At 50.0% G+C, this 25073-nt stretch carries 22 protein-coding genes and 1 tRNA gene; 12 read left to right on the top strand and 11 right to left on the bottom strand.

What is annotated here, in order from left to right:
* The first annotated feature begins 119 nt into the window (after positions 1-119).
* Both spoVG and AC04MQ_RS08455 read left to right on the top strand, forming a co-directional pair.
* Positions 120-446: a septation regulator SpoVG gene (gene spoVG / locus AC04MQ_RS08460; protein ID WP_011165187.1), complete on the top strand. Its 327-nt coding sequence runs from the start codon at positions 120-122 to the stop codon at positions 444-446.
* A 267-nt stretch (positions 447-713) separates the two neighbouring features.
* Positions 714-789 (top strand) — tRNA-Gln (locus AC04MQ_RS08455).
* 239 nt (positions 790-1028) lie between these two features.
* Here AC04MQ_RS08455 and AC04MQ_RS08450 read toward each other — a convergent pair.
* Positions 1029-1682, bottom strand: a complete 654-nt coding sequence (locus AC04MQ_RS08450; protein ID WP_015091838.1) for a hypothetical protein — start codon at positions 1680-1682, stop codon at positions 1029-1031.
* Between the two features lie 224 nt (positions 1683-1906).
* Between AC04MQ_RS08450 and AC04MQ_RS08445 the strand changes: the two genes are divergently transcribed.
* The 3 genes from AC04MQ_RS08445 to AC04MQ_RS08435 all read left to right on the top strand — a co-directional run bounded on the left by AC04MQ_RS08445 (position 1907) and on the right by AC04MQ_RS08435 (position 3650).
* On the top strand, positions 1907-2755 hold the full coding sequence (locus AC04MQ_RS08445; RefSeq protein ID WP_015091840.1) for a TIGR02147 family protein: 849 nt from the start codon (positions 1907-1909) through the stop codon (positions 2753-2755).
* A 169-nt stretch (positions 2756-2924) separates the two neighbouring features.
* Positions 2925-3287 carry a hypothetical protein gene (locus tag AC04MQ_RS08440; protein WP_015091841.1) on the top strand — a complete coding sequence of 121 codons (363 nt, stop codon included), beginning with the start codon at positions 2925-2927 and terminating at the stop codon, positions 3285-3287.
* 96 nt (positions 3288-3383) lie between these two features.
* Positions 3384-3650, top strand: coding sequence for a hypothetical protein (locus AC04MQ_RS08435; RefSeq protein WP_015091842.1), 267 nt, complete (start codon positions 3384-3386; stop codon positions 3648-3650).
* 1 nt (position 3651) lies between these two features.
* Here the strand turns inward: AC04MQ_RS08435 and AC04MQ_RS08430 are convergent, their stop codons facing one another.
* Positions 3652-4218 carry a TetR/AcrR family transcriptional regulator gene (locus AC04MQ_RS08430; protein ID WP_015091843.1) on the bottom strand — a complete coding sequence of 189 codons (567 nt, stop codon included), beginning with the start codon at positions 4216-4218 and terminating at the stop codon, positions 3652-3654.
* 49 nt (positions 4219-4267) lie between these two features.
* Between AC04MQ_RS08430 and AC04MQ_RS08425 the strand changes: the two genes are divergently transcribed.
* Complete coding sequence (locus AC04MQ_RS08425; RefSeq protein ID WP_015091844.1) at positions 4268-5797, top strand: MFS transporter; 1530 nt, start codon at positions 4268-4270, stop codon at positions 5795-5797.
* Here AC04MQ_RS08425 and AC04MQ_RS08420 read toward each other — a convergent pair.
* Together AC04MQ_RS08420 and AC04MQ_RS08415 are read right to left on the bottom strand one after the other, a co-directional pair.
* On the bottom strand, positions 5745-6671 hold the full coding sequence (locus tag AC04MQ_RS08420) for a hypothetical protein (RefSeq protein WP_041577877.1): 927 nt from the start codon (positions 6669-6671) through the stop codon (positions 5745-5747). The two genes, AC04MQ_RS08425 and AC04MQ_RS08420, sit on opposite strands and share 53 nt — an antisense overlap.
* Positions 6672-6682: 11 nt before the next feature.
* Entirely contained in the window at positions 6683-7315 is a 633-nt protein-coding gene (locus AC04MQ_RS08415) for a hypothetical protein (protein WP_475391832.1), read from the bottom strand.
* 218 nt (positions 7316-7533) lie between these two features.
* Between AC04MQ_RS08415 and AC04MQ_RS08410 the strand changes: the two genes are divergently transcribed.
* Both AC04MQ_RS08410 and AC04MQ_RS08405 read left to right on the top strand, forming a co-directional pair.
* Positions 7534-9282, top strand: coding sequence for a tetratricopeptide repeat protein (locus AC04MQ_RS08410; protein ID WP_475391831.1), 1749 nt, complete (start codon positions 7534-7536; stop codon positions 9280-9282).
* 127 nt (positions 9283-9409) lie between these two features.
* A complete protein-coding gene (locus AC04MQ_RS08405; protein WP_475391830.1) occupies positions 9410-15181 on the top strand; it encodes an RCC1 domain-containing protein in 5772 nt (1923 codons plus the stop codon).
* On the opposite strand, the gene AC04MQ_RS08400 is transcribed toward AC04MQ_RS08405, so the two are convergent.
* Positions 15182-16075, bottom strand: coding sequence for a GlxA family transcriptional regulator (locus AC04MQ_RS08400; RefSeq protein ID WP_158320241.1), 894 nt, complete (start codon positions 16073-16075; stop codon positions 15182-15184).
* A 176-nt stretch (positions 16076-16251) separates the two neighbouring features.
* Between AC04MQ_RS08400 and AC04MQ_RS08395 the strand changes: the two genes are divergently transcribed.
* A complete protein-coding gene (locus tag AC04MQ_RS08395; RefSeq protein WP_015091849.1) occupies positions 16252-17046 on the top strand; it encodes an MBL fold metallo-hydrolase in 795 nt (264 codons plus the stop codon).
* Positions 17047-17073: 27 nt separating this feature from the next.
* Positions 17074-17679 carry an HAD family hydrolase gene (locus AC04MQ_RS08390; RefSeq protein WP_475391829.1) on the top strand — a complete coding sequence of 202 codons (606 nt, stop codon included), beginning with the start codon at positions 17074-17076 and terminating at the stop codon, positions 17677-17679.
* Here the strand turns inward: AC04MQ_RS08390 and AC04MQ_RS08385 are convergent.
* The 3 genes from AC04MQ_RS08385 to AC04MQ_RS08375 form a co-directional block, all read right to left on the bottom strand.
* Positions 17676-18656 (bottom strand): hypothetical protein, encoded by a 981-nt coding sequence (locus AC04MQ_RS08385; protein ID WP_475391828.1) that lies wholly within the window; start codon positions 18654-18656, stop codon positions 17676-17678. The genes AC04MQ_RS08390 and AC04MQ_RS08385 overlap by 4 nt on opposite strands.
* 36 nt (positions 18657-18692) lie before the next feature.
* Positions 18693-19106: a DoxX family protein gene (locus AC04MQ_RS08380; RefSeq protein WP_475391827.1), complete on the bottom strand. Its 414-nt coding sequence runs from the start codon at positions 19104-19106 to the stop codon at positions 18693-18695.
* Positions 19107-19199: 93 nt separating this feature from the next.
* A complete protein-coding gene (locus AC04MQ_RS08375; protein ID WP_475391826.1) occupies positions 19200-21494 on the bottom strand; it encodes a nitric-oxide reductase large subunit in 2295 nt (764 codons plus the stop codon).
* A gap of 245 nt (positions 21495-21739) precedes the next feature.
* Here AC04MQ_RS08375 and AC04MQ_RS08370 point away from each other — a divergent pair, with 245 nt between their 5' ends.
* Positions 21740-22738, top strand: coding sequence for a zinc-binding dehydrogenase (locus tag AC04MQ_RS08370; RefSeq protein WP_475391825.1), 999 nt, complete (start codon positions 21740-21742; stop codon positions 22736-22738).
* Between the two features lie 5 nt (positions 22739-22743).
* Here AC04MQ_RS08370 and AC04MQ_RS08365 read toward each other — a convergent pair whose 3' ends face one another.
* Positions 22744-23232: a hypothetical protein gene (locus tag AC04MQ_RS08365; protein WP_015091855.1), complete on the bottom strand. Its 489-nt coding sequence runs from the start codon at positions 23230-23232 to the stop codon at positions 22744-22746.
* A gap of 50 nt (positions 23233-23282) precedes the next feature.
* Here AC04MQ_RS08365 and AC04MQ_RS08360 point away from each other — a divergent pair, with 50 nt between their 5' ends.
* Entirely contained in the window at positions 23283-23972 is a 690-nt protein-coding gene (locus AC04MQ_RS08360; protein WP_475391824.1) for a class I SAM-dependent methyltransferase, read from the top strand.
* 8 nt (positions 23973-23980) lie between these two features.
* Here AC04MQ_RS08360 and AC04MQ_RS08355 read toward each other — a convergent pair whose 3' ends face one another.
* Both AC04MQ_RS08355 and AC04MQ_RS08350 read right to left on the bottom strand, forming a co-directional pair.
* Complete coding sequence (locus AC04MQ_RS08355) at positions 23981-24244, bottom strand: helix-turn-helix domain-containing protein (protein WP_475391823.1); 264 nt, start codon at positions 24242-24244, stop codon at positions 23981-23983.
* Between the two features lie 118 nt (positions 24245-24362).
* On the bottom strand, positions 24363-25037 hold the full coding sequence (locus tag AC04MQ_RS08350; protein ID WP_015091858.1) for a response regulator transcription factor: 675 nt from the start codon (positions 25035-25037) through the stop codon (positions 24363-24365).
* Between the last annotated feature and the right edge of the window lie 36 nt (positions 25038-25073).

Here is a 25073-nt window from a genome sequence, read left to right as displayed (position 1 = left end):
CACCGAGAAGAAATACGGACCATAGTTTGGCTCCAAGATTGCGACAAAAAGGTCGGTCAAACGGCTTTTAGAATGAGCAACTGTTATTGCAACAAGAACGGCAACAAGAAAGGGACTGTATGAAAGTCACCGAGGTGAAAGTTTTCCCCGTCAATGAGGACCGGCTGAAGGCCTACGTCTCGATCACTCTGGACAACTGTTTTGTCGTGAGGGATCTGAAGGTCATCCAAGGAACCAGCGGTTTGTTCGTGGCTATGCCCAGCAAAAAACGCAAAGACGGTCAGTTCCGCGATATCGCCCACCCCCTGAATCAGGAGACCCGGGCGATGATTGAAGACCTCATATTTGAGGCCTACGAAAAAGAATTAAAATCCATGGGCGAAACCCTGGTCAGTCTAAAACGCCAAAAAGCTCCTGGGAGCGACTACGGCAACGACGATTACTAGGTTCGACTTGATTCACCCTAGGGCCATGGGGCCGGGGTAGAGTTCCCTGCTCACGCACAACTGGCTGCCTAATGTGGAGGCAGTCAGCGGAGGCGGCTTCAAGCAAAACCCCTGGAATATTTAGCCCGTCAGATCCCTGACGGGCTTTTTCATTAAAAGGTTCCCGGTTCTTTTCTAGGCCCATGGCGCGTTATCTTTCAACGCATAAAGTCTTTTCTTGATTTTGGGCCGCAATATCCGTAATTTGGGCCTTCGAACGCATCTTGCTGGGGTATCGTCAAGTTGGTAAGACAACAGATTTTGATTCTGTCATTCGCAGGTTCGAGTCCTGCTACCCCATCCATTTTTCCTTTAAAAAATCAGACAACATAGACACTAAGAAACTCGCTTCGGGCATTGCTACGTCTTCGGGGTAGCAGGACTCGAAGAGAGAGAGCGACCCGAGTCGGATGCGACCTAAGGAGCATTTGATTCAGGGCAGACGGCCACGATGGCCGGCTGAGCGAACGGCCCCGGCTCTGGAAGGTTGGGCAGGAGCCCAACCTGGGAAGACCGAGTCCCGCTAGGCCCCTCCTGTTTTTCCTAAAACTTTCTGTCCCAATAAGCGCTATCCCAAGTTTTCAAATATTTTTTTGGAACAACGATTCCCGGGCCACCTCTTGCACTCGACACCATTACGACAGTTCCTCTTTTGGCAAAATCAATGCCTGAAGTTTTCGTCTTGCATGAAGTTCCACCGCTGCGATCAGAATAGACGACTCTCTGACAAACCAAAGTCACTTGCTCTACACCAGACAAGTTTGCTGCAAAAAGAGAAGATCCTCCGCGTCCATACTCGCTAGCACCATCAATAGCTATAAAGTTCGCCTCTTGCTGAAGGTCTGAAAAAAGTTTGCCCACGATTGAGTTATACTTTGGATCCAGATCAGCGACCGCCGGTCCATTGTTTTTGTCTTTGCTAACCATTCTATAGCCATTGCCCAGCTTTAAAAATGCAATATCGCTATATTTCGTTACATCAGCCGGGAACACCCCTCTGTCCATGTCAGATTTGACGACCAGTAAATTATAATTGGCATGAAGCTCCTGAGTGAGCTCATCTAAAGCGATTTCTTCTTCTCCATAATAAAAACGCTGTGCCGAACCCACAACGGCATCAGTACCAACAGTGCCGCCTCCCGCAAAAGCAGATGCAGCAAACAAAATGACAAGCGAACTTAAAACATACTTTTTCACAAGGATCTCCTTCGTTATCCAGAGGACGCGATCTGGCAGCGATTGTTTGTTTTGATAAACACCTAGTGCACCAAGCGGACCACCTTCGCAAGAAAGCCAAAAGGTTTATACGGATAAGAGATGTGCACTTTCTGGGCGGCGGGCTCCGCATTGGAGCCACGTTCTTTTTTAGAGAACAAGAAACTGGACGTCTCAATTTGCAGTGACCTTGTCACAATGTGGATATGAAGACAGCAGTAAAGCCGAACATTTATGACTATAATAGTCTGCCTGGATTTCTAAAAGCACTTTACAAGTATCGCAAAAGCACTGAAGAAGGCTTTTCTTATGAAGTCTGGGCCGGAGAAATGGGAATAAGAAGCCGCTCTTACTTACGCTACTTGGTCTTGGGTGAAAAACCGCCAACTCACTCTGTTATTCCAGCCCTGATCAAGGGACTACAGCTCAATGAAGACGAACTTACCTACATGAACATTTTGGTCAACTTTCAACTGGCTACAACCGATTCAATGCGCACTCTTTATTTAAGAGAAATCTATAAACGCTGTACACGCAATCTGCAGGAAACAACGATCCAGGACATCTCAGCCTTTTTTAGCGATCCTTTAGTGCCCCAGCTGTTTACTTATCTGAGTTTTGCCGATTCACCTTCAAACCTGGAAAGTTGGGCTCAGGACTTTCGCAGCTCTATCGAGCGAATTCAGAACGCGTTAAAGTGTCTGATTTGGCAAAAACTTGTAATCGGAGAAGTCAAAGAGGACGGCAGCACCATCTACCGCACAGAGAATGATTTTTTTAGAATCCCTTCAAGTCCGGACAACCAGCACGTCCGCTCCTTCCATGCCGAAGGACTCAGACAAGCCCAAGAGGCTGTTCGCGGGCCCACAGAAAACAGAAAGCTCTATTCAACTTTCATAGCCTTATCTGCTGACCAATTCCAGAAGGCACAAGAACTGATTCAGGACTTCAACAGCCAACTGCTGGCGATCTTTAATGAAAAAAGTATCACCGGAAAAAAAGTCTACAGGCTTAATCAACAACTCTTGTCGGTTTCAGAAGTCATTAAAGGCTAACTTCTGTTACAGGACTTCCACCAAGCAAATCTCCTACCCTTCCGTTAAAGACGGCTGCCCTCCCAAATTTACAAAACCCTTCCCCTGCAGCCCCACTTTCAAACACTTAATTTGCGTTTCACTGGAATAAACAATAAGTCATCTAGCAACCAAACCCCTGGAGAAACCTTTGAAAACCTTCAAACGTGCCCTGACTGCGATCGCTCTGTCCCTGGCTCCGTTCGTAAGCGCTCACGCCGCTGTTTGCACTCTCACCACCAGCGATACCCCGTTTAAATCCTCTAAAGAACAGCCAGACCGCGAATATGCGACCCTTGAAAAAGGTTCTGCCAATGGAGTTGATTTTTACCTGCGTGCCGCTCACGGCGTGGTTCGCCTGGAGGCTTGGAAATCCGGGAAACTGGTGGTTAGCACCTTTGCTCAAGAAGGCGCTCAGTCCCCTTATGGAGATGCCCTGAACCTAGCGATTCAAACCTCTGCTGGCCCGGTTGAGGCGCAATGTGAAGGCTTCAACGCCCTGTTAGGCTATTAGTAACAGTTAAAACTACAAAAGGGCCAAAACCCCTTGCCTATGCCCCTGTTTTTATGGGACTTTCGCCCGTCATCTCATAAAAACAGGAAATACGTTATGCAAGACTTCATCCCTCCACAACCACCTAAATCCTTCCGCATTGTTCTGGAGCTGTTTAAGTCTGCCAAACGCCTTGATGGGGTTCTGTTAACGGCCATCAAAAACCAAAACGAAGACCTGAACCTGCGCGAGATCACCCGCACCCAGTACAAAGAGCTTTTCACTTCCGGTAAAATTCTGATCAAAGGTCAAAGAGCGACGCCGTCGTCCTCAGTTGCCAAAGGCATCACTTACGTGGACATCCTGGGATTCAAAAACAAATAGACTAACTGCGGGAAGCTTTCTTCCCGTGGCTCATCTCAACCAGGCGCTTGCGGATCTTGCCGATGTCCATCTTGGGATTATAGTTCGTCACCGCCGCAAGCCAGGCGCCATCGGCAGCGTATCTGATAATTTCCAACTGCTGATCTGAATCCGTTTTTGCGTGCATTTTCATCCTTTTCCCATACCAAGCCGCGCTTAAAGCCGAAATCTCGGGTTCAGACAAAAGCAAGGACGAAAAGGCCTTTCCGTACTCACTGTGCAAATCAAGCATCACCTGCACATAAGCGCGGGTGAATACTCCATATTCTTTCGCATCTTTTGCGATCAGCGCATCAATGTCTTCATCCATGCGCTCGATCAAGAAATCCATCATCGCAACAATCAAAGCCCGCTTGTTTTCAAAATGATGAAACAACGCCCCCTTGGTCACACCGGCGGCTTTTGAAACCAAACTTAAAGTTATCGCAGGCACCCCCTGCTCACTTGCAAGCTTGGCTGTCGCCCTCAACAAAGACAGTCTCACATTTTCAGGGTCTTTTTTTCTTTTGGTCTGACTTTTCGTTTTCATTTTTATCCCGGGATTTTATGTGCCTTTACAAACATACCGGACGGTAGGTATGATGTCAAAAGTTATGGAAAATACGCTAAAACACAATAAATGGCTTATTCTATTTGCGGCTTTGCTGGCCAGCTTGCCCGTCGTGATCAATATGACTACTCTGCACGTGGCCATCCCGACACTGACCACATCCCTGCAAGCCAGCGGCACGCAGGTGCTTTGGATTATTGATATCTATGCTTTGATGATGTCGGGTCTGCTGATCCCCATGGGAACACTCGCCGACCGCGTCGGTGGACGAAAGATGATTCTTGTTGGCTTGACGGTCTTCCTCAGCGCTTCGTTCGTTGCTTCATGGGCCTCGTCAGCCAATTTCCTTATTTTTGCAAGAGCCGCCACCGCATTTGGTGCCGCGATGATCATGCCCAGCATTCTGTCGATCATTCGCATTGCCTTTGACAACGAAAAAGAGCGCGCTCTTGCCCTGGGCGCCTGGGCCACGGTGGGCGCGGCTGGTGGGGCCATCGGACCTCTGATCGGCGGCTATCTGCTGACGCATTTTTCCTGGAGCTATGTCTTTCTGATGAACGTTCCTTTGATTTTGATCATCATTCCATTCGGGGTGATGGTGTATCCCAAATCCGCAGTTCAACCTTCCGGCAAGTGGGCTTTTGATCAGGCTTTGTTGCTGATTGTGGGATTGATAAGTTGCATCTATGCCGTTAAATCAGCATTCAAGGCAGACATCAGCATTTTGGAGCTTTCAGGAACACTGGCCCTCGGCGCACTCAGCTTGTTTGTGTTCTTTAGAAAACAAAAGACTTCCGAGTTCCCGCTTCTGGATCTGGAGCTATTTAAGAAACAGGAAATTCGCGTCGGATTGCTGCTGGCTTTGGTTGTTTCAGGAGCCATGGCGGGGGTTGAATTCACCATTGCGCAAGAGCTTCAGTTTGTCTTCGATAAAACGCCCCTTCAGGCAGGTTCGGTCATGCTTCCCTTGATGCTGGCCACCGGGCTCGGAGGTCCCGTTTCCGGCTATCTTGTCGGAACCTTTGGCGTAAGACTTGTCGCAACCGTCAGCCTTCTCGTATCGGCAGCATGCCTGCTAACGCTGACAATCGCAGACTTTGGTTCCATTGGCCCCGTCATTGTCGGCTCCCTCTTTATTCTGGGGCTGTCCTTGGCCATCGGCCTTACGGCTTCTTCCATTGCTATTATGAATGCAGCCCCACCCGAGAAGGCCGGAGCGGCTGGATCTATTGAAGCCGTCGGTTATGAACTGGGTATGGGACTGGGTATTACATTCTTTGGTTTGATGATGTCAGCAAGCTACCGTCATGCGATCACCCAAGCTTCGGAAGTTATCGCCACCTTGCCCAAGCAGGCGACGCTCACTATCGGTGACACCATGATCGCGGCAAAACAGTTTGACCCAAGCACAACCGAAGCCATCCTAGCGGCAGCCAAGACCGCGTTTTCTTCAGCCCATCAGAATGTGCTGGTCACCGCCGGAGTCATGATTGCCCTGGTCGGGATCATTGTTTTTGTTCTGCTTGGCAACCGTGCAGGCGGCCCACAGCGTTCTTAAACTCGTTTTCGGATTTATAGATCGCCAAGGCATTTTCAACCATCTCGTTGGCTGAAGATGCCTGCTGGTTGACTTGAATCAAGGTCTTTAATTTTTGCGCGTCCAAAGAGGCGCGCTTTTCTTTGGCCGTCATCGCAATCCCAGCATAAGCCTGCTTTACGTCGGCCATTTCAACGGCACTGAATTCCGGCAGTGTCGGGTCGGTCCCAATATATACAAAAGCGGTTTGCAAGGACTCTTCCCCACAGACCACATCCAAGTCCGAACGCCATACATATTCGGCCATCATGATGTTTTCATTTTTCAGTGCCTTCTGCAGAAGCAATCGGAAGCGCGCATTTTCAGGCTGAAGAATCATCGCCAAGGTCATCTCAGAAATTCGCATGGAATCAGGAATGCCATTAGCCGCGTCTGCCACCAGATGGCCTTCCTGATAAATAGCTTTAACGGTGTCTTCACTCAGGTAAAGACCACGGGCCAGGCTGATATAGTACGAATCAGGCTTCACCGTGAATTCGATCATCATCTTGCCGTAGCTTTCAGAAATATTCGGGTCGATGGCCAGATAAAGACCTTCCCCGGCAAACAACCCTTTGCTGCCGGAAGCTTTGGACCAAAATTTAGAAGTGGCGTAGGAAATGCGCGTGTTTAAAACCTGCTTTCGCCCTTGAGGCGTCGCCATCAAGGCTTGGGCGGCAGGTGTGCCTTCCTGATAGATATCGAAGTAATGATAAAGCCGCTGTTCATGACCAAACGTCACCTTGGCATTTCTCAAATCCCGCGCAAGCAAAGCCTCGGCCGAAGCGGCAAAAGATTCTGCACCCAAAATGAGGCCTAGCGCTATGATAATCAGGAACTTGCCAAGCTGTCTCATAAGCTCCTCTGCTATCGGCAATCCGACAGTTCGCGAACAACCACTTCTTCATTTCTTGCCGCGGGCTCGGACTTGATTTCGACCGCGCCTTCGTCGTTATAAATCTGCATGACGACCTGTTCAGTCCAGGTCATCGCATGAACAAGAACCTCCTGCCGTCCTGAATAAGTCTGCTGCTGCATCTCGATGGTGGTTGAGATATTGCCATTGCCATCCACATGGGTCACTGGAGTCGGCACCAGAACAAAGTAGCTGCAGCCCTTCACGACTTCCAATCGTTCGGAATTCACTTCCGACTTTTGCACAACTGAACTGAGGTTGGCTCTTTGTTCGGCCGCTTTGCTGCTAACCAGGAACTGCCCGTCGGATTCAATCGAGCTTTTAGGAATTCTAAATTCAAAGACATTTCCCTGATCCTGAATTCGAACCACCCGCTCGTTTTTCATCCAGCGAACAGGCGAAGACAGCTTGGAAGGCTTGCTGATTTCAAGCTTGATAGTGCCATCCTTGATCTCGATCGCACGGCCATCTTGATTTAGCAGCTCCAGGCTGCCTCTAAGCACGCGGGTTAGTGCCAGATGCTCTTCTGCCAGGGATGTCAAAGGAACAGACAGTAAACAAATTGCGACCCATAGTGCCTTCATATTCCACTCCCTATAGCAATAGCTTGTCTTTTAGGTAGAAAACCTTATTCGCAGACTTAGATTGCAAGGGTCAGTCCAGCAACAAGTGAACATTACTAGTATCCGCGTCCCCCGGATATCGTGTAAGCCGCATCTAGGGCCAGTCTTAGGCTCGATCTTCAACAAATTTATTATAAATCAGCAAAGTTCTTTACACTGTACTCTGACAAGGAGAACTGATGCGCCCATCCTTCAAAACGACTGCCAGTGCCGCTCTTCTGCTCACACTTACAGCCTGCGCAAGCACGCCTGCAAAAAAAACCACCGTCACTGAAAATCAAATACAAGAGATTCCCTCTGCAAAGTCGGATTCCGTCAGTGCACGTGCTGAGGCTGACTACAGCTTCATTATGGGTGATGTTTTAAGTCGCGAAGGAAAGTCCGAGCAGGCCGTGGCCCTTTTTGAAAAGGTCGCCGCCTTGGATCCAAAATCCCCCGCGGTGCAGATGCGTCTGTCTGCTGAATATCTGAAAGTCGGCAAGGTGAAAGAGGCGATTCAAAAAGCCGAACAGGCTGTCGCCAACGATCCGAAAAATGTCGAGTCCCTTTTGGTATTGGGCGGACTGTACTCTGCTGAAAAATCCTATGATAAAGCCATCGCTCAGTATCAGGATGTTTTGCGTCTGCAGCCCAAAAACAGCGAAGCTCCGATTTACATCGGTTCTTTGTATGCAGATAAAAAAGAATTCAAGAAAGCAGAGCAGTATTTCAACTCGCTGCTAAAGAATGCCAGCTATGAAACCCCGCACGAGGTGCACTATTATATCGGCCTGACCCATTTGGATCAGGAAGGCGCCACCCACCAAAAGTCAGCAGAAGCCGCGTTCAAGAAAGCGCTGGCCATCAAGCCGGGCTTTGAAGACGCGTTGATTTCGCTGGCAAATCTTTACCTGCAACAAAACAACCGCGCCAAAGCTATGGCTTTGTGTCTTGAATACCAAAAACAAGAAAGCTTCAGCCCGAAAGTGGCCGACCTGATCGCACAAATCTATCTGGAAGACGGCTATTCAGAAAAAGCCTATGCGCAGCTGGAAATGATCACCGGCAATTCCGAGTCCTCTTTGGATGTGCAGATGAAAATGGCCCTGCTGTTGATCGAACAAAAACGCTTCAATCAGGCCGGAGCAAAACTTAAAGACATCGTCAGCCAGTACCCGACGGCGGATTCGGCCCGCTATTATCTTGCCGCAGTTCAGGAAGAAACCGGCGACATGGAAAATGCGATCCGCAACTATATGCAAGTCCCGCATTCCAGCAAACACTTCAGCGAAGCGATCGTGCACGCAGCCCATTTGCTGAAAGGTCAGGGAAAATTAAACCAGGCCCTGGTCGTCACCAAAAAGGGCCTGCAAACCAATGCCGACAAACCGCAGGTATATACCATGTACGCTTCCCTGCTGGATGCCAAGGCGGATTACCTGGGCGCGGCTCAGGTGCTGGAACAAGGCTTGTTCAAATATTCAAAGAATGTCGAGCTGCTGTTCCAACACGCTTTGATTCTGGATCGTCTGGGCAAGAAAGAAAACATGATCGCCCAAATGAAAAAGGTTCTGGAAATCGAACCCAATCATGTGCAGAGCTTAAGCTATCTGGCATTTTCTTTGGCTGAACTGAACCAGCATTTGCCTGAAGCTGAAAGACTGGCAAGACGTGCCTTGGAACTTGATCCCAAGGACGGATACGTTCTGGATACTTTGGGATGGGTCTTGTTCAAACAAAAACGCTTCACTGAATCCATTCAAGTTCTGGAGAAAGCCCACCAGTATCAGGCCTCGGCCAGCATCATTGCTGAACACCTGGCCGACGCTTATTCCATGGAATCCAAAACAGACAAAGCCAAACAGATGTATGAAAAGGCCGCGAACCTGACCACCGACCAGAAGCGCGCCAACCACATTCGCAGCAAGCTTCTACGACTTCTTTCCTAGGGGGCTTCGCCCCCTAGAGTCTCATCCCGAGACGTTCCGCCGGCAATCCTTCTGAGCGTAACACTTTGCATGTCAGGATTGCCGAACCCAGCTGTTGAAAATGTGAGCCGTTCCCGATAAATATAGTATGGAACAACGGAACGTGATAGCCACCCTCGCACTTCGATTTATTCGAAAGTCACTGCTTTTAGCAGCCGCTTGTTTCATTTTGTCAGCCTGTACCTTGGATACGAGTCTTTTTGATTTAACTTCCGCCACCGGTGCAAGTTCACTTTTATGGGATGAAGACGCCTTAACGGACAATGGCGATCTGACAGCCAAGTGGGTCCCGTCCGCAGACGCTCAGTTCGTGCAGCAGGAAGTTTTGTTCTTCAAAGGCCCGACCTGCGACACCCCGATCCTTCCCCGCATCCAGCTGAGCAACACGGACACCACTGCCACTGCCGGCTTTGCCAAAGAAGACAGTGTTCAATACACCTTCCGCATCTTTTCACTGGATAGCGCCGGTAAAGTCATTGTTTCAAACTGTTCTGAACCGATCACCTATATGGCGGCCTTTTCCATCAACACCGCCACCAACGGTCTGATCAATGAAAACAATTACACCGCCGTTCCTTTCTATGGAAACTGTGTGAACGGCTCTTCAATTGAAGTTTCCACCCTGACTGTTCCGGCCATTGCCTCATTTACGTGTGCAAACAAAACCTGGGCGCAGAATCTGGATTTAAGCGGTCTGACAAACATCTATAATGGAAACCTGATTTTCAAGGTGACTGCTCCGGGTGCTGCCGCCAAGGAATTTTACTATGTGATCGAAAAGGATATCGATCCACCGCTGATTGATATTACAAGCTCTCCAGGTATCAACCTGGCGAATCAGACAAACTATACGGTGTCAGGAATTTGTTCTGAGTTCGGTAAATCCGTCAGCCTTGCCATCGGGACCGTCAATACTTCGGCGGATTGTTCATCCGGTACTTTCACTAAAACTTTGGATGTCAGTGGTTTGACGGGCTCGCCTGTCACGATCACGGCCACTCATTCGGATAAAGTCCTCAATAGCAGATCTGATACGGTCAACGTCCCTCGCAGTGTGGTGCCACCGACAGTGACATCCTTCACCATCAACAACGATGATGCGAGCACGGGATATTTAGCAGTGACCCTGAATATTGCCGCCACCAACGCCACAGAAATGTACATCTCCAACTCGGCAGGTTGTTCAGCTGGTGGTTCATGGCAGACTTATGCCACCACTGAAAACTGGACACTGGCGGCAAGTGACGTCACAAACGTGGTTTATGCCAAGTTCCGCGATGCCACAGGCAATGAATCCGTCTGTGTTACTGACTCGATTGTGCATGATTCGGGACTTGCCACCCCACCAGCAATCACCTTCGACACTCCGGCCACTGCCACCTATGTGAACAGTTCAAACGTGACAAGCTTCACGGTCGGTGGAACTTGTAACAAGAACAACCGCTCCATCACCTTTACCGGCCCCGGCGGTTGGACAGGCACAGGCACATGCCTTGGCACTTCTTATACAGCTATTCTGGATCTTTCCACCATTGCTCAAGGTGCGTTCACCCTGACGGCAACACTGACTGACAGTCTGGGTAATTCGGCGTCGGCCAATTCCCCCAGCTACACCAAAGACACCGTGGCACCGACTGGAACTTTCAGCATCAACAATGGCGCCACAGACACTCTAAGTCTGAGCGCCACCATCAACAGTTCGATCGCAGGGGCTGCCCAGATGTACATCACCAACACCGCAGGCTGTTCCAGCGATGGTGTTTGGGAGGCCTATGCTGCATTTAAAGTCTGGACCTTATCCACCGCCGATGCCGTGAACACGGTCTATGCAAGATACCGTGATGCTGCGGGCAACCTGACGGCATGTTTGTCAGACACCATCACTCATTCATCCACCGCTCCGACAGTGTCCCTGGCGTCGCCATCAGCGGGAACTTACATTAACAATGCCAACAAAGCCTCGTTCACGGTTTCCGGAGCCTGCTCTGAAAACGGCAAAGTCGTGACGGTGCAACCAACAGGTGTTGCGGCGCAGACACCGACTTGCACCTCGGGTGCCTGGACTGCCACCTTCAACGTGACTTCTCCGGCGGATGGTTCCATTAGCTTTACGGTCAATCATTCACGTGCCACGGGTATCAATGCCCCTCAGGTCACCGCCTCTTTCACGAAAGACACGGTGGCGCCGACGTTGTCAGCCGTTGCCATCAACAGCGGAGATGCACTGACCGCCAACCTGAATGTGAACCTGACGGCGACGACCACGGGCACGGAAATGTACATCACCAACAATGCCCTGTGTTTGACCGGCGGGACTTGGGAAACCGTGGCCTTCCCGAAAGCATGGACCCTCGCGACCGCCAACACCACCAATACGATTTATATTAAAACTCGTGATACCGCTCAGAATGAATCGTCGTGCCTTTCGGATTTTATTATTCACGACAACATGATGCCGACATTGACGATCACCGGTCCTCCAGCGGGAAGCTATGTCAATATGTACAATGCGGCCTCGTTCCCCATCACCGGAACCTGTTCTGAATCCGGCGTTCTGATTTACGGCACCGTGGACGGCCAACCTGCGGCTGGCACTGGCGCGACCTATTGTAAAGACGGCTACTTTACGATGAATTATAATATCTTCTCACTGCCAGAGACCGCGGCGACTCCTTACACCTTCACGCTGTCACTGACCCGTGCCAATGGCAATGTGGTCACAGCCAGTTCCTACTATTACTATGATAAAACGCCACCTGCTGCCGTGACACTTTCCGGAGCCCCGGCTGGGACCAATGGCAGCCCGACTTTGAATGTGACTGTCAATGGAACTGCGGCAAGCTATCGTTACTTCATTATCCCGCCGGGCGGAGCAGGCAACTGTCTTAGCGGATACACCGGCGCCAGCTATCCACTTTCAACCCCAATCACGGACGCTTTGCCAGAAGTTGGCAATTACACCCTTTGTGTTCTGGGCTTTGATGATCACGAAAACGGCGCGATGAGTTCGACTTCCGCATCTTGGACACGTGATGCTCTGAAGTCCACTATCAGCGGCTTCCCGACCGGAGTTTCGACAACCGCAACCTTGAATGTGACTGTCGCCGGAACAAACATCACTCAATATAAGTATGCCGTCATCACTTCAGGGACTTGCGCGGCCGCCAGCTATTTCGCCGCAGCGGCAGTTGCCGCCCCTATCGCTTATAACGTTTCGGCCTTGCCCAATGGTCCGGTTACACTATGTGTGATCGGTGGGGACACCTTCAATAACTTCCAGGATGTGGCCGTGGCCACCGAAACTTCGTGGATCAAAGACTCGGTCGTGACGTTGGCGATCACCTCGCCTTTGGTGAATCGAGTTCAAGAAGGCGAAACCAAAAACATCACCTTCACTCTTTCCGGATCCAAAACCTTTGATGTCATTGGTTACTATCGTGTGACCGGCGATGCCACGTCCTCTGAGCGCAGCTTGACATCAGGCTCGTTCACGATCCCGGCGGGCTCGACATCGGTGTCAGTCCCTGTCACCTTCACCGCCAATCCGGCGGTCACTGGTGAACGTCTGATGAATGTTCACATGACCCACACCAACTCCCCGGCGGTGTGGATGGACGCCAAATATCAGGCACAGTATTTTATTGCCGATGCGGAAAAAAACCTCACAGCCCTTTCCCTGGCAATAAACTTTGCTCACGGATGCGTTGTTCTTAGTGACAACAGCCTGCGCTGCTGGGGGCACAATATCGCCACCGGAAGATTGGGTCTTGGCCCGAGTGCGCCTACCTATCTGGACACCGCAGGACAAGTCGCCGGCACCAATTGGGCGACGGTGACCACCGGGCGCAACCACACCTGCGCATTGACCACCGATGGCTACGTCTATTGCTGGGGGCAAAATACCTATTACCAAGTGGGTAACAACAGCACCACGACGGCTTATTCGCCAGTGGCGATTGACACCTCTACCACCTACCAGTCCATCAGTGCCGGTGAAAATCACACCTGTGGCCTGACGACGGATAAAAAAATCAAATGCTGGGGCCGCAGTGATTACAGTCAAACAGGTTACGCGACCACGCAACAGGTTCCGGCCGTTGTTGACGCAACAACTGATTACAAGTTCGTGACTGCCAATGCCAGTGGAACCTGCGGCATCACGGAAGGAAAAAAACTTTATTGCTGGGGTAAAGGCACCTCTTGGGCTTTGGGGGACACCACGAATGTCACCAAAGGTATTCCAACAGCCATTGATGCCACCACCGACTATAAATTTGTTTCCATGGGTTCTCATCACTCCTGCGCCATCAAAGACAACGGTGGACTGCGCTGCTGGGGCACCAATACCAACGGACAAGTCGGTGACGGCACGACCGCGACAAAATCGGCTCCGGTGGACATCAACAGTTCCACTTCTTATATCTGGGTTTGGACAAATGATGATACGACAGCCGTGACCCCGAAAGGCACCACGTGCGCAATCACCGATGGCAATGTTTTGCAGTGCTGGGGTGTTAACGACAAAGGACAACTTGGAGATGGAACCAGAACCAACAGCAGTGCTCCAATCACCGCTGACGCTGGTCAGGCTTATTCAAAAGTTATTACGGTGGGTGAAAAAACCTGCGGGGTCACTTTGCAAGGTGCCGTGAAATGCTGGGGTCAGTTGAAAAATGACGTGCGTGGCTTTGCGACCGCTGGTTTTGGATACGGCAACTACTATGCGGGATACACAAGAATCTCAAATGACCTTGGGTCTTATAACTTCTCTTCTTTAGGGTTCTCTTATCTCAATACCGAAGGCTATGCCCAGACTTGCGGGATCAGCACAGGCAAACTGTATTGCTGGGGATCCGCTGGAGGCTCATTCGGTGATGGTACCTATGTGACCAGAAGATCCGGCCCTGTGATGATGGATCCGACATCCAACTACTCTGCATTACCTTATCAGCACGATCAAATGAACAACTGCGCCATCACGACCTTGGGCACTTTGAAATGCTGGGGCACCAATACCAACGGAGCCATCGGTACTGCGGCGGCCGTCGGCGGCAGCGCCTCCACCCCACAAGTGGCCGACAAATTCAATTCATATACATCTGCGGTCATGCGTGGCTCTGCCACTTGTGCGATCACCACCAACGGCGTCCTGCGCTGTACAGGATCCAACACCACGGGAAAACTGGGTGACGGAACCACGACAAATATTTCCGAATTCAAAACCATTGACGCCGGAGTGTACTATCGCCATGTGGCTCTGGGCTTTAACTATGGTTGCGGCATCACCTCGGACTATCACTTGAAGTGCTGGGGAACCAATGCTGTTGGTCAGTTGGGTACAGGCAACACCACGACCTACCTCACTCCCACCCGCATTGACGGTACCGAAACGTACAAAGCAATCAGCATCGAGGAAGTTAGAGCCTGCGCCATCACAACCGGGAACAAGTTGAAATGCTGGGGTTCGGGAGCTCTGGGCGATGGCACATCCAGCTCGAATGTACCAAAGGCAATTGACAGTGCGACGGACTATTCAGACATCTCAATCAGCAACAATCTGGCTTGTGGTATCCGCACGGACGGCGTCGCAAAATGCTGGGGTGGCGGAGGTCTGCTGTCGATACCGAATGAAAGCGGTTCCTCGACGGTCTACCCGACTCCGTTGATTTATGATTCCGGCCGGGCGTATTCGAAAATATACATCGCCAACAGTACCGTTTGCGGGCAGCTGATGGATGGTTCGTACCGTTGTGCCGGCATCAACGGCGGGATCTTTGGTATGGCCGAGCCAACAATCAATTACTTCAGCTCGGTTATCATCTGGAGCACGCCGGCCTACATCCACAAGTGGCTCTATTAATTAAACACGTCTGATCTGGAACTTTCGCTTGTATTCACCAGGAGTAAGCCCCACGCAGCGCTTGAAGGCCTTTCTGAACTGTGCCTCATCATCAAATCCCAGTTTGTCACAGATTTCCTTCACTGATTTTTCAGTGGAGGTCAGAAGCGCCCCAGCCTGCTTAAGTTTGATCATTCTGAAAAACCGCGCCGGAGTCCAGTTCACATCTTCGCGCAACTTTCGGGAAAGAGTCTTGGTCGATATTCCCAGGCTTTCTGCAACGGCCGACAGGCGAATGTCCCGAACCGCCGTCTTTTCCACAAAACGACGGATTTGATCCAAGCGCTCCCGGCCTGTCAGACTTTCCAGTTCATAAAATGGATTGTTGGCATTGAACTGAACCGGTGTCATCAGGTACTTCTGAATTTCAGCAAAGGCCTTGCTTCCAACAGTCTGAGACACGAGATGGGAATACAGCGGATAAAATCCATTGGCCCCTGCGGCAGTCATGTCGCTCACATCCCCGGCGGAAATTTGATTAAACTGCCACTGCACTTTTGGAAAAGCTCCTACCAGTTCCTGCGCCAGCCACCAGCTGGCCGTGGCACTTTTTTTCGACAGTCGCTGGGTAGAGGCATGAAAGACACTTCCAGTGCAGTAGCTGTACAAAGACTTCTTTTTTGGGACACGGTCTAAAAATTCCTGCAGATTTTTATTAGCGGCGACTCCCCGACGAACACTTTCAACGGACCAAGCCCAAAATCCCGGAATGATAAGAACGTCATAATCAAAATCACGAATGGCAGATTCAGGAGTAATTTTCACTCCATGCGCACAGGTCACGGCGCTGCTGGATAAACCCACAAGCTTTGCTTCAAACAGATTTTTCCCGGTCACGGTATTGGCTGCTTTCAAAAAGTCCAACCCTGTAAACAGCCCTGCTGGCATGCACGACGGATAAATGAAAAGCCCCACTTTAAGCATAAACACCCTGTTTCAGGAAAAGTCCTAAAAAGACATATTAATGTCCATTTAGGACATATTACCAGACAGGCCTGTGCTGCACAATAGATCCATACCAAGGAGATCACATGAAGATCCGTCAAATCCGCAACGCCACTGTTTTATTGGACTATGGGTTTGCAAAAATTCTGGTCGACCCGATGCTGGCTCGCCAAGGCAGCATTCCCAGCTTAAAGTATCTGACAATGAACCGTCGCAGAAATCCCTTGGTGGAATTGCCCGCAGGAACGGATGAAGTGTTGGAAACAGTGACTCATGTTCTGATCACTCACTGCCAAAAAGGCCACTTCGATCATCTGGACCGTGCCGGTGCCCGCTGGATTCGCAGAAACTCAATTCCAATTTTATGTTCGGAAGACGACACATCCTATTTGGATAAATACCGCCTTCCCGCCACCAGTCTGAAAAAAAATACTGACAACCCTTTCCTCCAAGGCACCATCACGTTGATTCCGTGCCTGCATGGTCGGGGCCTGGTGGGAGCTATGATGGCCCATGGATACGGATACATACTGAAGTTTCCCAACCAACCCACAGTCTATGTGGTGGGTGATTCAACCCTGAGCCCCCCGGTGAAGGAAGCCCTTAAAACCCATCAGCCTGACATCGTGATCATGCCCGGCGGCGGTGCCCAATTTGATATTGGTGGCGAAATCATCATGAGCGAACAAGACATCGGCCCCGTCTCGGAACTTTTTGGCGGAACCATCCTGGTCAATCACCTGGAGGCCTTGGATCACTGCCCCACCAGCCGACAGCAGGTGTATGACATCCGTAAAAAACTGAATATCGAAAACCGCGTGCTGGCGCCTTTAGACGGAGAAGAACTGACCTTTCCTCAAAACACTTCAAACATGGAATAGAATGGAATCTTGTGCTAAGCTCTGTGAATGCTGAATAAATTCTTTCCTGATCAATCATTTAAGGCCCTGTTGTTTGACTTTGACGGCACCGTTGCCGACACCATGCCAGCACATCTGGCGGCATGGAACAAAGCCTTGGACAAATATGATCTGTCTTTGAGCCGTGATCAGCACATGTCCTGGGCCGGGCGCCCCACGGCTCGCATCGTCGAGATAATGAACAAACTGCACAAAACGGACATCAATCCCGAACAGTTTGTAAAAGAAAAAGAAGCCCACTATCTGGCGTCTTTAGGCGACGTCACCACTATCAAGTCTGTCATGGAAATCATCCAGCACTATCACGGGCAGATTCCAATGGCGATCGTCACCGGCAGCCGCCGCAAGATCGTTGAACTGACGATGAACCAATTGGGTATTCAGAAGTACTTCGACACTTTGGTGTGCGCTGAGGATTACACTCAAGGAAAACCCGCACCGGATTGCTTCTTAATGGCCGCTGCAAAGGTCCAAATTGCGCCGGCGGACTGCCTGGCTTTTGAAGACGCTGTTTTGGGGATTGAAGCCGCTCACACCGCAAATATGAACTGCCTGAAAGTCACTGACGACCACAGCCTTGTTCACACTCGCTAAGGAATTTTCAAAGAAGGCAGCAACAGACGAAGCAACGCTGTCGTTGTTTGTGCTTTGTCATAGTGTTGATACGGAATATTCACAACAGTTTCCCCGTGATCGACCCCATCCAGACGGACAAAATCCACATTGGGAAGTTTGGAGCTTTCAAAAGGCACCATCCCGTCACTTAGATCATACGGTCCTGAATAAAGTCGCACCACACACTGACCAAAGACTTTTTCCAGACACCCCATCGCCATAATATTGACGGCCGGAGTGAACAAACTTTTATGCCCGTTTACAACCCCACCAACGGTGATCATGGGAATACTGGTAATGGCAGTGATCGCTTCGCTGTTTTCTTTCATAAACTTGGACCGGCTGGCGATGCCCAAATAACGAATGGTGTCTGGCGAAGTGTTAAAGAACGGAATCACCGTGCCCAGCAGTTTATCCAGATAAATTGGATTATCAAAATACGCATCCGCAATCGGCGAGCCTTTGAAAGGGCTTTGCAAGAACATGATCCCAGCCACAGTGTCCCTGTGAATTGGCGAATCCACCAATTCATCAAGCAGCGCCAACCCACCTAAAGAATGAGTCAGAAACACCGCTTTTCTGTTCGCAGCAGCAGATTGACTCAAGGCTGCCCGGATATTTTCTTTGATTTCAGCAACTGATTTGGAAGAGCTGGAAAGCCTGACCGAATTGAATTTATAAACATTCTTCAGCAGCGCTTGCTGCTCGCCCAGATAGTCGCCCGTCAGGCGGGCAAAACTGACCGAGGATCGATCGTCCTCTTTCAGGAAAGCTTCAGACAAAATTCCAGGCACCAAGTAGAAATCAAACTGGCGAAGCAAACTTTGTTCTTCGGATCCAAGTTGACCTTGATGGTAGGTTTGATGAAAGCTTTCAGTCAGATCTGCCGCAAAAAGGCCCGGACTTATCAAAAGCCCTATAATCGCCAATAAAATGGTTTTAAGCCGTTTTTGCACCACTACCTACACTTAGCTCAAACCGTGCCAACTATTTTAGGGCTTTCCGAAGCGGGCTTTTAGATAACTCCAGCCGTCGGTGCACCAAAGGGCCCAGGCCACCAGGACGGGCTGAAAGAACAACCGAATCAGTCTGGCCTTGTCGGTATTCAAACCAAAGGCATCGATCTGATAAACGTATTGATTGATATTCCCGGGAAAGATCGCAATAAAGAACAAAGCCCCGACGACTCCGACCTGTGCTTTGTAACGGGTCAGGAACAGGAAGCTTAGACCCAGCAGGATCTCGACAATCCCCGAGGCCACGACAACAAAATCAGGATCCAAAGGCTGCCATTTCGGCACTTGCGCCAAAAATTCGGTGCGAAGCCAGGTTAAATGACCGGAACCTGCATAAACCAGAAACGCGCCAAGCAAAATTCGAAGAGCCAGTTTGATTTGAGATTTCATTGCGGGATTCCTTTATACCTAATTTCTATCAGGCGAAACCCCAAAGGAGAAGAACAAAGAGGCTCTTTGCCTTTACAAAGAGCCTCGCTAACTTTAGCGTTTTTTCGGTGAGGAACTTGGATATGTAGTTTGGGAAAGATCCACCGTCTTTTTCAAGGAATGGCCGGTTTTTAGACCAATCACAAACCAGCCCAAAGCCAATGCCCCTAAAGCAAAGACCGTATCGCCAATCACGCGCAACCAGCGAATGATATCCAGCAGTTCCGTCTGCATAAATTCGGCCGACCTTGCGTACCATAGACCGTGTTCAACACTGGCCATGGTCTGCAGCAACCCCAAAGGCAGCAGACTTAACAGCGCCATCAGCAGCAATCCGATGTTGATGCTCCAGAAGGCAAAGCCGATAACTCCGTCACGCCATTCGTTGCGGGCCGCCAGGCCTTTCAGCACAAACAGCATCAAGCCAATCCCCAGCATACCATAGACCCCAAACAAAGCAGTGTGACCATGCAGTGGAGTCGTATTCAGGCCTTGCATATAATAAAGGGCAATCGGTGGATTGATCAGGAAACCAAAGATGCCAGCTCCCAGGAAGTTCCAGAACGCCACGGATACGAAACAGTAAATCGGCCACTTGTAGGCTTTCAACCATGCTGTTGATTTACCCAGTTTCAGATTGTGATAAGCTTCAAAGCCCATTAGCACCAAAGGCACGCATTCCAGCGCACTGAACGACGCCCCTAACGCAAGCACCGCCGTTGGAGTCCCGGTAAAGTACAGGTGGTGGAAAGTTCCAAGAATGCCCCCGAACAGGAAGATCACGGTCGAAAACAGCACGGTACTGGAAGCAAGCTTCACGTTGACCAGTCCCATGCGCACAAACAAGAAGGCAATAACAACGGTTGCAAAGACTTCGAAGAAGCCCTCAACCCACAAGTGAACAACCCACCATCTCCAGTATTCGGCCACGGCCAGATTTGTGTGACGTCCCCACATCAGGCCCGCGCCATAAAACAACGCAATCGCCGCACAAGAGATCAGGAACAGCGCCAGCAAGTGACGTGATTCCTGGGCCTTTTTAAACGCCGGCCACACCGAGCGCACCATCAGGAACAACCACAAGAACAGACCAATCAACAAGAACGCCTGCCAGAAGCGGCCCAGATCCACGTATTCATAACCCTGATGGCCGAACCAGAAGTTCTGCACCAGATCCAGTTTTTGCATGACCCCGAACCACTGGCCCGCCATCGAACCGACCACGATCACCAGCAAAGAAATGAAAAGGAAATTAACGCCGAATCTTTGGAATTTCGGTTCATGTTCCGAAATCGCAGGACCAATGAACAATCCCGTTGCCAACCATGAAGTCGCAATCCAGAAAATACCCATCTGCACGTGCCAGGTGCGAGTCACCGAGTACGGCAGGAAGTCTGACAGCGGAATACCATAGAAGCCGTCACCCTCGACCGCATAGTGGGCGGCCACCGCCCCCAAAATCACCTGCACCACGATCAATGCCGTCACCACCCAGAAGTACTTCAGCGTCGCTGACATGGAAGGTGTTGGATTCAGGCCCAGCAAAGGATCTTTTTCAGGCAGACTGGCAACACCGGGATCTTCATCGCGTTGAGCCGCATAGTAAAGCCCCAACGCCCCTACACCCGCCAGCAGAATGATGACACTGAATCCCGTCCACAACAGCATGGAACCCGTTGGTTCATTGCCGATTAATTTATCCGGGGGCCAGTTGTTCGTATAAGTGATCGTCTGACCGGGACGTTCTGTTCCAGCCGCCCATGATGCCCAGAAGAAAAAGGCATTCATCTGGCGCATGCGATCTTGATCACGAATCGAGTTTGCCGGAATCGCATAAGCTTCACGCAGGCTTTTCAATGCCGGATCATCCATGAACAAAGAGCGATAGTGGGCATTGTTGGATTCCATCGCCTCTTTACGAATGGCCGAGACTGTCAAAGTGCCATTTTCTTTGGAGTAAGTATTGGTGCGCATTTCTTTTTGAAGACGTGCCACCAGACCGGCCTTTTGTTCTTCACCCAGCTGCTCATAAGGCTTGGTGAATTCCGCGTTGGACCATTTGTCCAGAATGAAAACAGCTTCGCGATGAAGCCAGTCCGCCGTCCAATCCGGAGCTACATAGGCACCGTGACCCCAGATGGATCCGACCTCTTGTCCCCCCATGGACTGCCACACATTCTGACCGTTCAGAATGTCTTCGCCGGTGAAAAGAGTTTCACCCGTGGCCGTGACAACCTTATCGGGTATTGGTGGTGCTTCCCGATAAATTTCGACGCCATAGAAAATCAAAACCGAGAACGAGGCAACAACCACAACCCCAAACGCGATCCAAAGTTTTTTCATGCTCATTTTAGTTTCTCCATATACAGCTATTAAACAAAATGATGACGGCAGAATTCGCAAGAGTTTCCGTGGAACCCTGCCGTCCCGCAAATGCGGTTTTGCAAATCAAAATGGACGTGTTTTGAATTAAGAACCTTGATCGATATCAAGATTGAAACTTTTCCACCCCGGGGCGGAGAAAGTTTCTGTGTTTCTGCATAATGACTTCTAAAACCATTACATGGAAAATCATGTTTATCAGAGGAGCTATTATGTTCGCAGCAAGATACGTCCCTGGAAAAAAAGAACTTTCCCTTGTCGATATTCCCAAACCAACCCCAGGTCCGCTGGATGTTATCCTTAAAGTCCGTGCGGCAGGCATTTGCCATTCTGACCTTCACGTCCTGCACGGCGAAGTCCCTTACAAAGAAACTTTCACCATGGGCCATGAAGCCTGCGGTGAGGTGGTTGAAAAAGGTTCCGAAGTCACTGGCACTTTCAACGCCGGTGATCTTTACGCCGTTCACGGACCCAACCCGTGTGGACATTGCACCTACTGTCGCACGGGACACGACAATCTTTGCAATGACCCGAGCAGAACCTTTATCGGTCTGGGACAAGACGGTGCCTATGCTGAATACCTGAAAGTTCCCGCACGCAATATCGTGAAAGTCCCTAAAGGTATCAGTCCAGAGGTCGCGGCTGTGGCGACCGATGCAGTGTTAACACCTTATCACGCTATCAAAACCAAGGGCGGTGTCGGCCTGGGTTCAAAAATGCTGGCTATTGGCTTGGGCGGTCTTGGCATGAACGGTGTTCAGATTGCTTTGGCTTTAGGGGCCGAGGTCACCGCCGTGGATTTAAAAGATGCCAATCTGGAAATGGCCAAATCTTTTGGCGTGCAGAATGTTTTAAACTCCAAGCAGATCTCTTCACTGAAGCCCCTGTCTTATGATGTGGTGGTGGATTTTGTGGGCCTTGAATCAACATTCAAAGATGCCCAGAACTTTGTAAAACCCGGGGGCACCATTCTGCTGATCGGCTTGGGGTCTGCACAAGTGCCACTGACAACGGCTACGGCCATCACCTTTGAAACCAAAGTGCAGGCATCCTTCTGGGGCACCCACGTTGAAATGCAGGAGCTTTATGCACTGATAGCGGAAGGAAAGATCAAACCGCAGGTGCAAACAGCCCCGATGAAGGAAGTGAATCACTGGCTGCACGAGCTGGAAGCAGGACGAATCAAGTCCCGCATGGCTTTGCTGCCATAAGAAGTTTATTTTCCGGATTTTTTGGCAATGGATAAAAAGAAGGCGTTTTCCTTCTTTTTATCCGTCTTGGCTTTCCGCGGGGTTTTCTTCGCGGAAGTCCCTTCGGCTTTTTCAGATAAAGTTGATTTTACCGGCAGCCCCAGCAAGGGATTTCCTTTGCTGATTTCGCGCATCAGCTGTTTGACTTCATCTTCAAAGTCCTCGGACTGCGCGGGAATGTACAACCAGTCCTTGTTCGCCGGGTGATTTTCCAAAAACAGATATTTCAAAAAGAAAGCGCTTTGCTTTTTCTTTTCCACCGGAATGATGCAACCGTTCCAAAGCTCAAAGGGATAACTGACCCCTTTGTGTTCGTAAAGGCCTTTGCGTTCCACCAGGATCAGCACCAGCTTCATATCCAGATAGTAAGCAAGTCCGCCATGCTTGGGCAGACAGTCATATCCCGGCGGCAGCAGATCTTCGATCCAATAAAGATCATTCAGTGGCTGTTTCATTGAATAGATGGCTCCTTGCCTCCAATTTAGCAAAAGTATAAAGTCGAGTCATGAATAAACCCACCCAGGACTTTTTCAATAAAGAAGCAGCCCAGCGCTATGATGAACGCAACAGTAAATTAAGCCGCATTTCTGATTGCCTGCATTTTTTGTCGACGCTGGTATTAAAAGACCTTCCTGAAAAATCGCTGATTCTTTGTGTCGGGGTCGGTACTGGCGCTGAAATCATGACCCTGGCCGAAGCCTTTCCGCAATGGCACTTTGTCGGCATCGACCCCTCAGCCAATATGCTGGAGGTCTGCCGTGAAAGAATGAGCAAGGCGGGTTATGCAGACCGGTGCGAATTTATTCATGGGTATGTGCAGGATGCACCCCGCGACAGAAAGTTTGATGCCGTCGTCAGTCTTTTGGTCAGTCACTTTGTTCATCGTGATGACCGGGCCGGCTACTTTCAACAGATGACGGAGTGTCTGAAAGACGGTGGATTTCTGGTCAATGCAGAAATCAGTTTTAATCTGAATTCGCCCCAGTTCCCGGCCATGCTTAAAGGGTGGGAAGCTGTGCAAACCCTGATGGGGGCCACGCCGGAGTCCCTGGCAAATCTGCCGAAACAACTGAAAGAAATACTGACCGTTCTTCCCCCCGAGGAAACAGAACATTTGATCCGGAAAAGTGGTATTTCACTGCCGATTCGCTTCTTTCAGGCTTTTATGATTTGTGCCTGGTTTGGAAAAAAGTAGACAGCAAGTTACTGCGGGTTTTTATCCCACTCATCATTGGCACGTCTTTCGGCAGTGCTGATGACACTGTCCACATAGGCTTTTCTCATCTCCGATTCCGGAATCTGATAGATTTCACACATCCTTTTCAAAACCTCAATCGGAGGACGGCTGGTACCCCTTTCCAGACTGGAAATAAACTGCGACTTATGAAAACCCAATCGCTGCCCGACTTCAAGTTGAGTCAATGCGGCGTCAGTTCGCTTGTCCTTGAGGAACTTGGCGATCGTCATACTGCTTCCTAAAAAAAGAAGATTGTTTTGTAAAGTTCTGGGAACATACTCCGTTTGGACGAGGAAAGAAGCTTGAATCTGGCCAATTTCCTATTCGTAACAAAGCCCCCGGAACGGTCTATACGGATTCCAAAAAAACCTTGTATCCAACTCCGCGAATGGTCCGGATGGACACTTTACCAGTCCCGGCCGTGACTTTGTCGCGCAGGCGACAGATGAGAACATCCAGAACATTTGTAGTAGGAATGTAATTATACCCGCAAATTTCGCGTAAAATATGCTCACGCGTGACAATCCGATGAGGGTTGGACAGAAATAAATCCAATAGCTTGAATTCCCGTTCCTGCATTTCGATTACATTGCTTCCACAAATCACTTTTCTTTTCAGTCGATCCAGCTTTAGATTTCCGTAGGTCAAAACCGCGGTACTTTCCTGCGGTTGAATTATTTTGCGAATACGGATCAGCAGTTCGGTCACCGAAAACGGTTTGCACAAATACTCATCCCCGCAGGATAAACCAGTGATGCGTTCTTCATCGGCATTGAGCGCACTCAGAAAAATGACAGGAAGTTCCGGGTGAATGGCTTTCACTTTGCGCACCACCTCAAATCCGCTTATTCCCATCAGCAACACATCTGAAATCATGAAGTCGTATTTTTGACTTTGAATGTGGTCCAAGGCGCGTTCACCATTGGCCACCCATTCACCTTCATAACCTTCGGCAAAAAGCCCCTTCAGAACAATGGCCGCAATTTCAGGGTCGTCTTCGAGCAATAGAAATCGATAAGACATTTTTTTATCCTTTTTTTGTGTCCGCGACGATAACTT

It is taken from the genome of Bdellovibrio sp. MYbb2, assembly GCF_056175685.1.
This window is presented reverse-complemented; position numbering and strand designations above follow the sequence as displayed.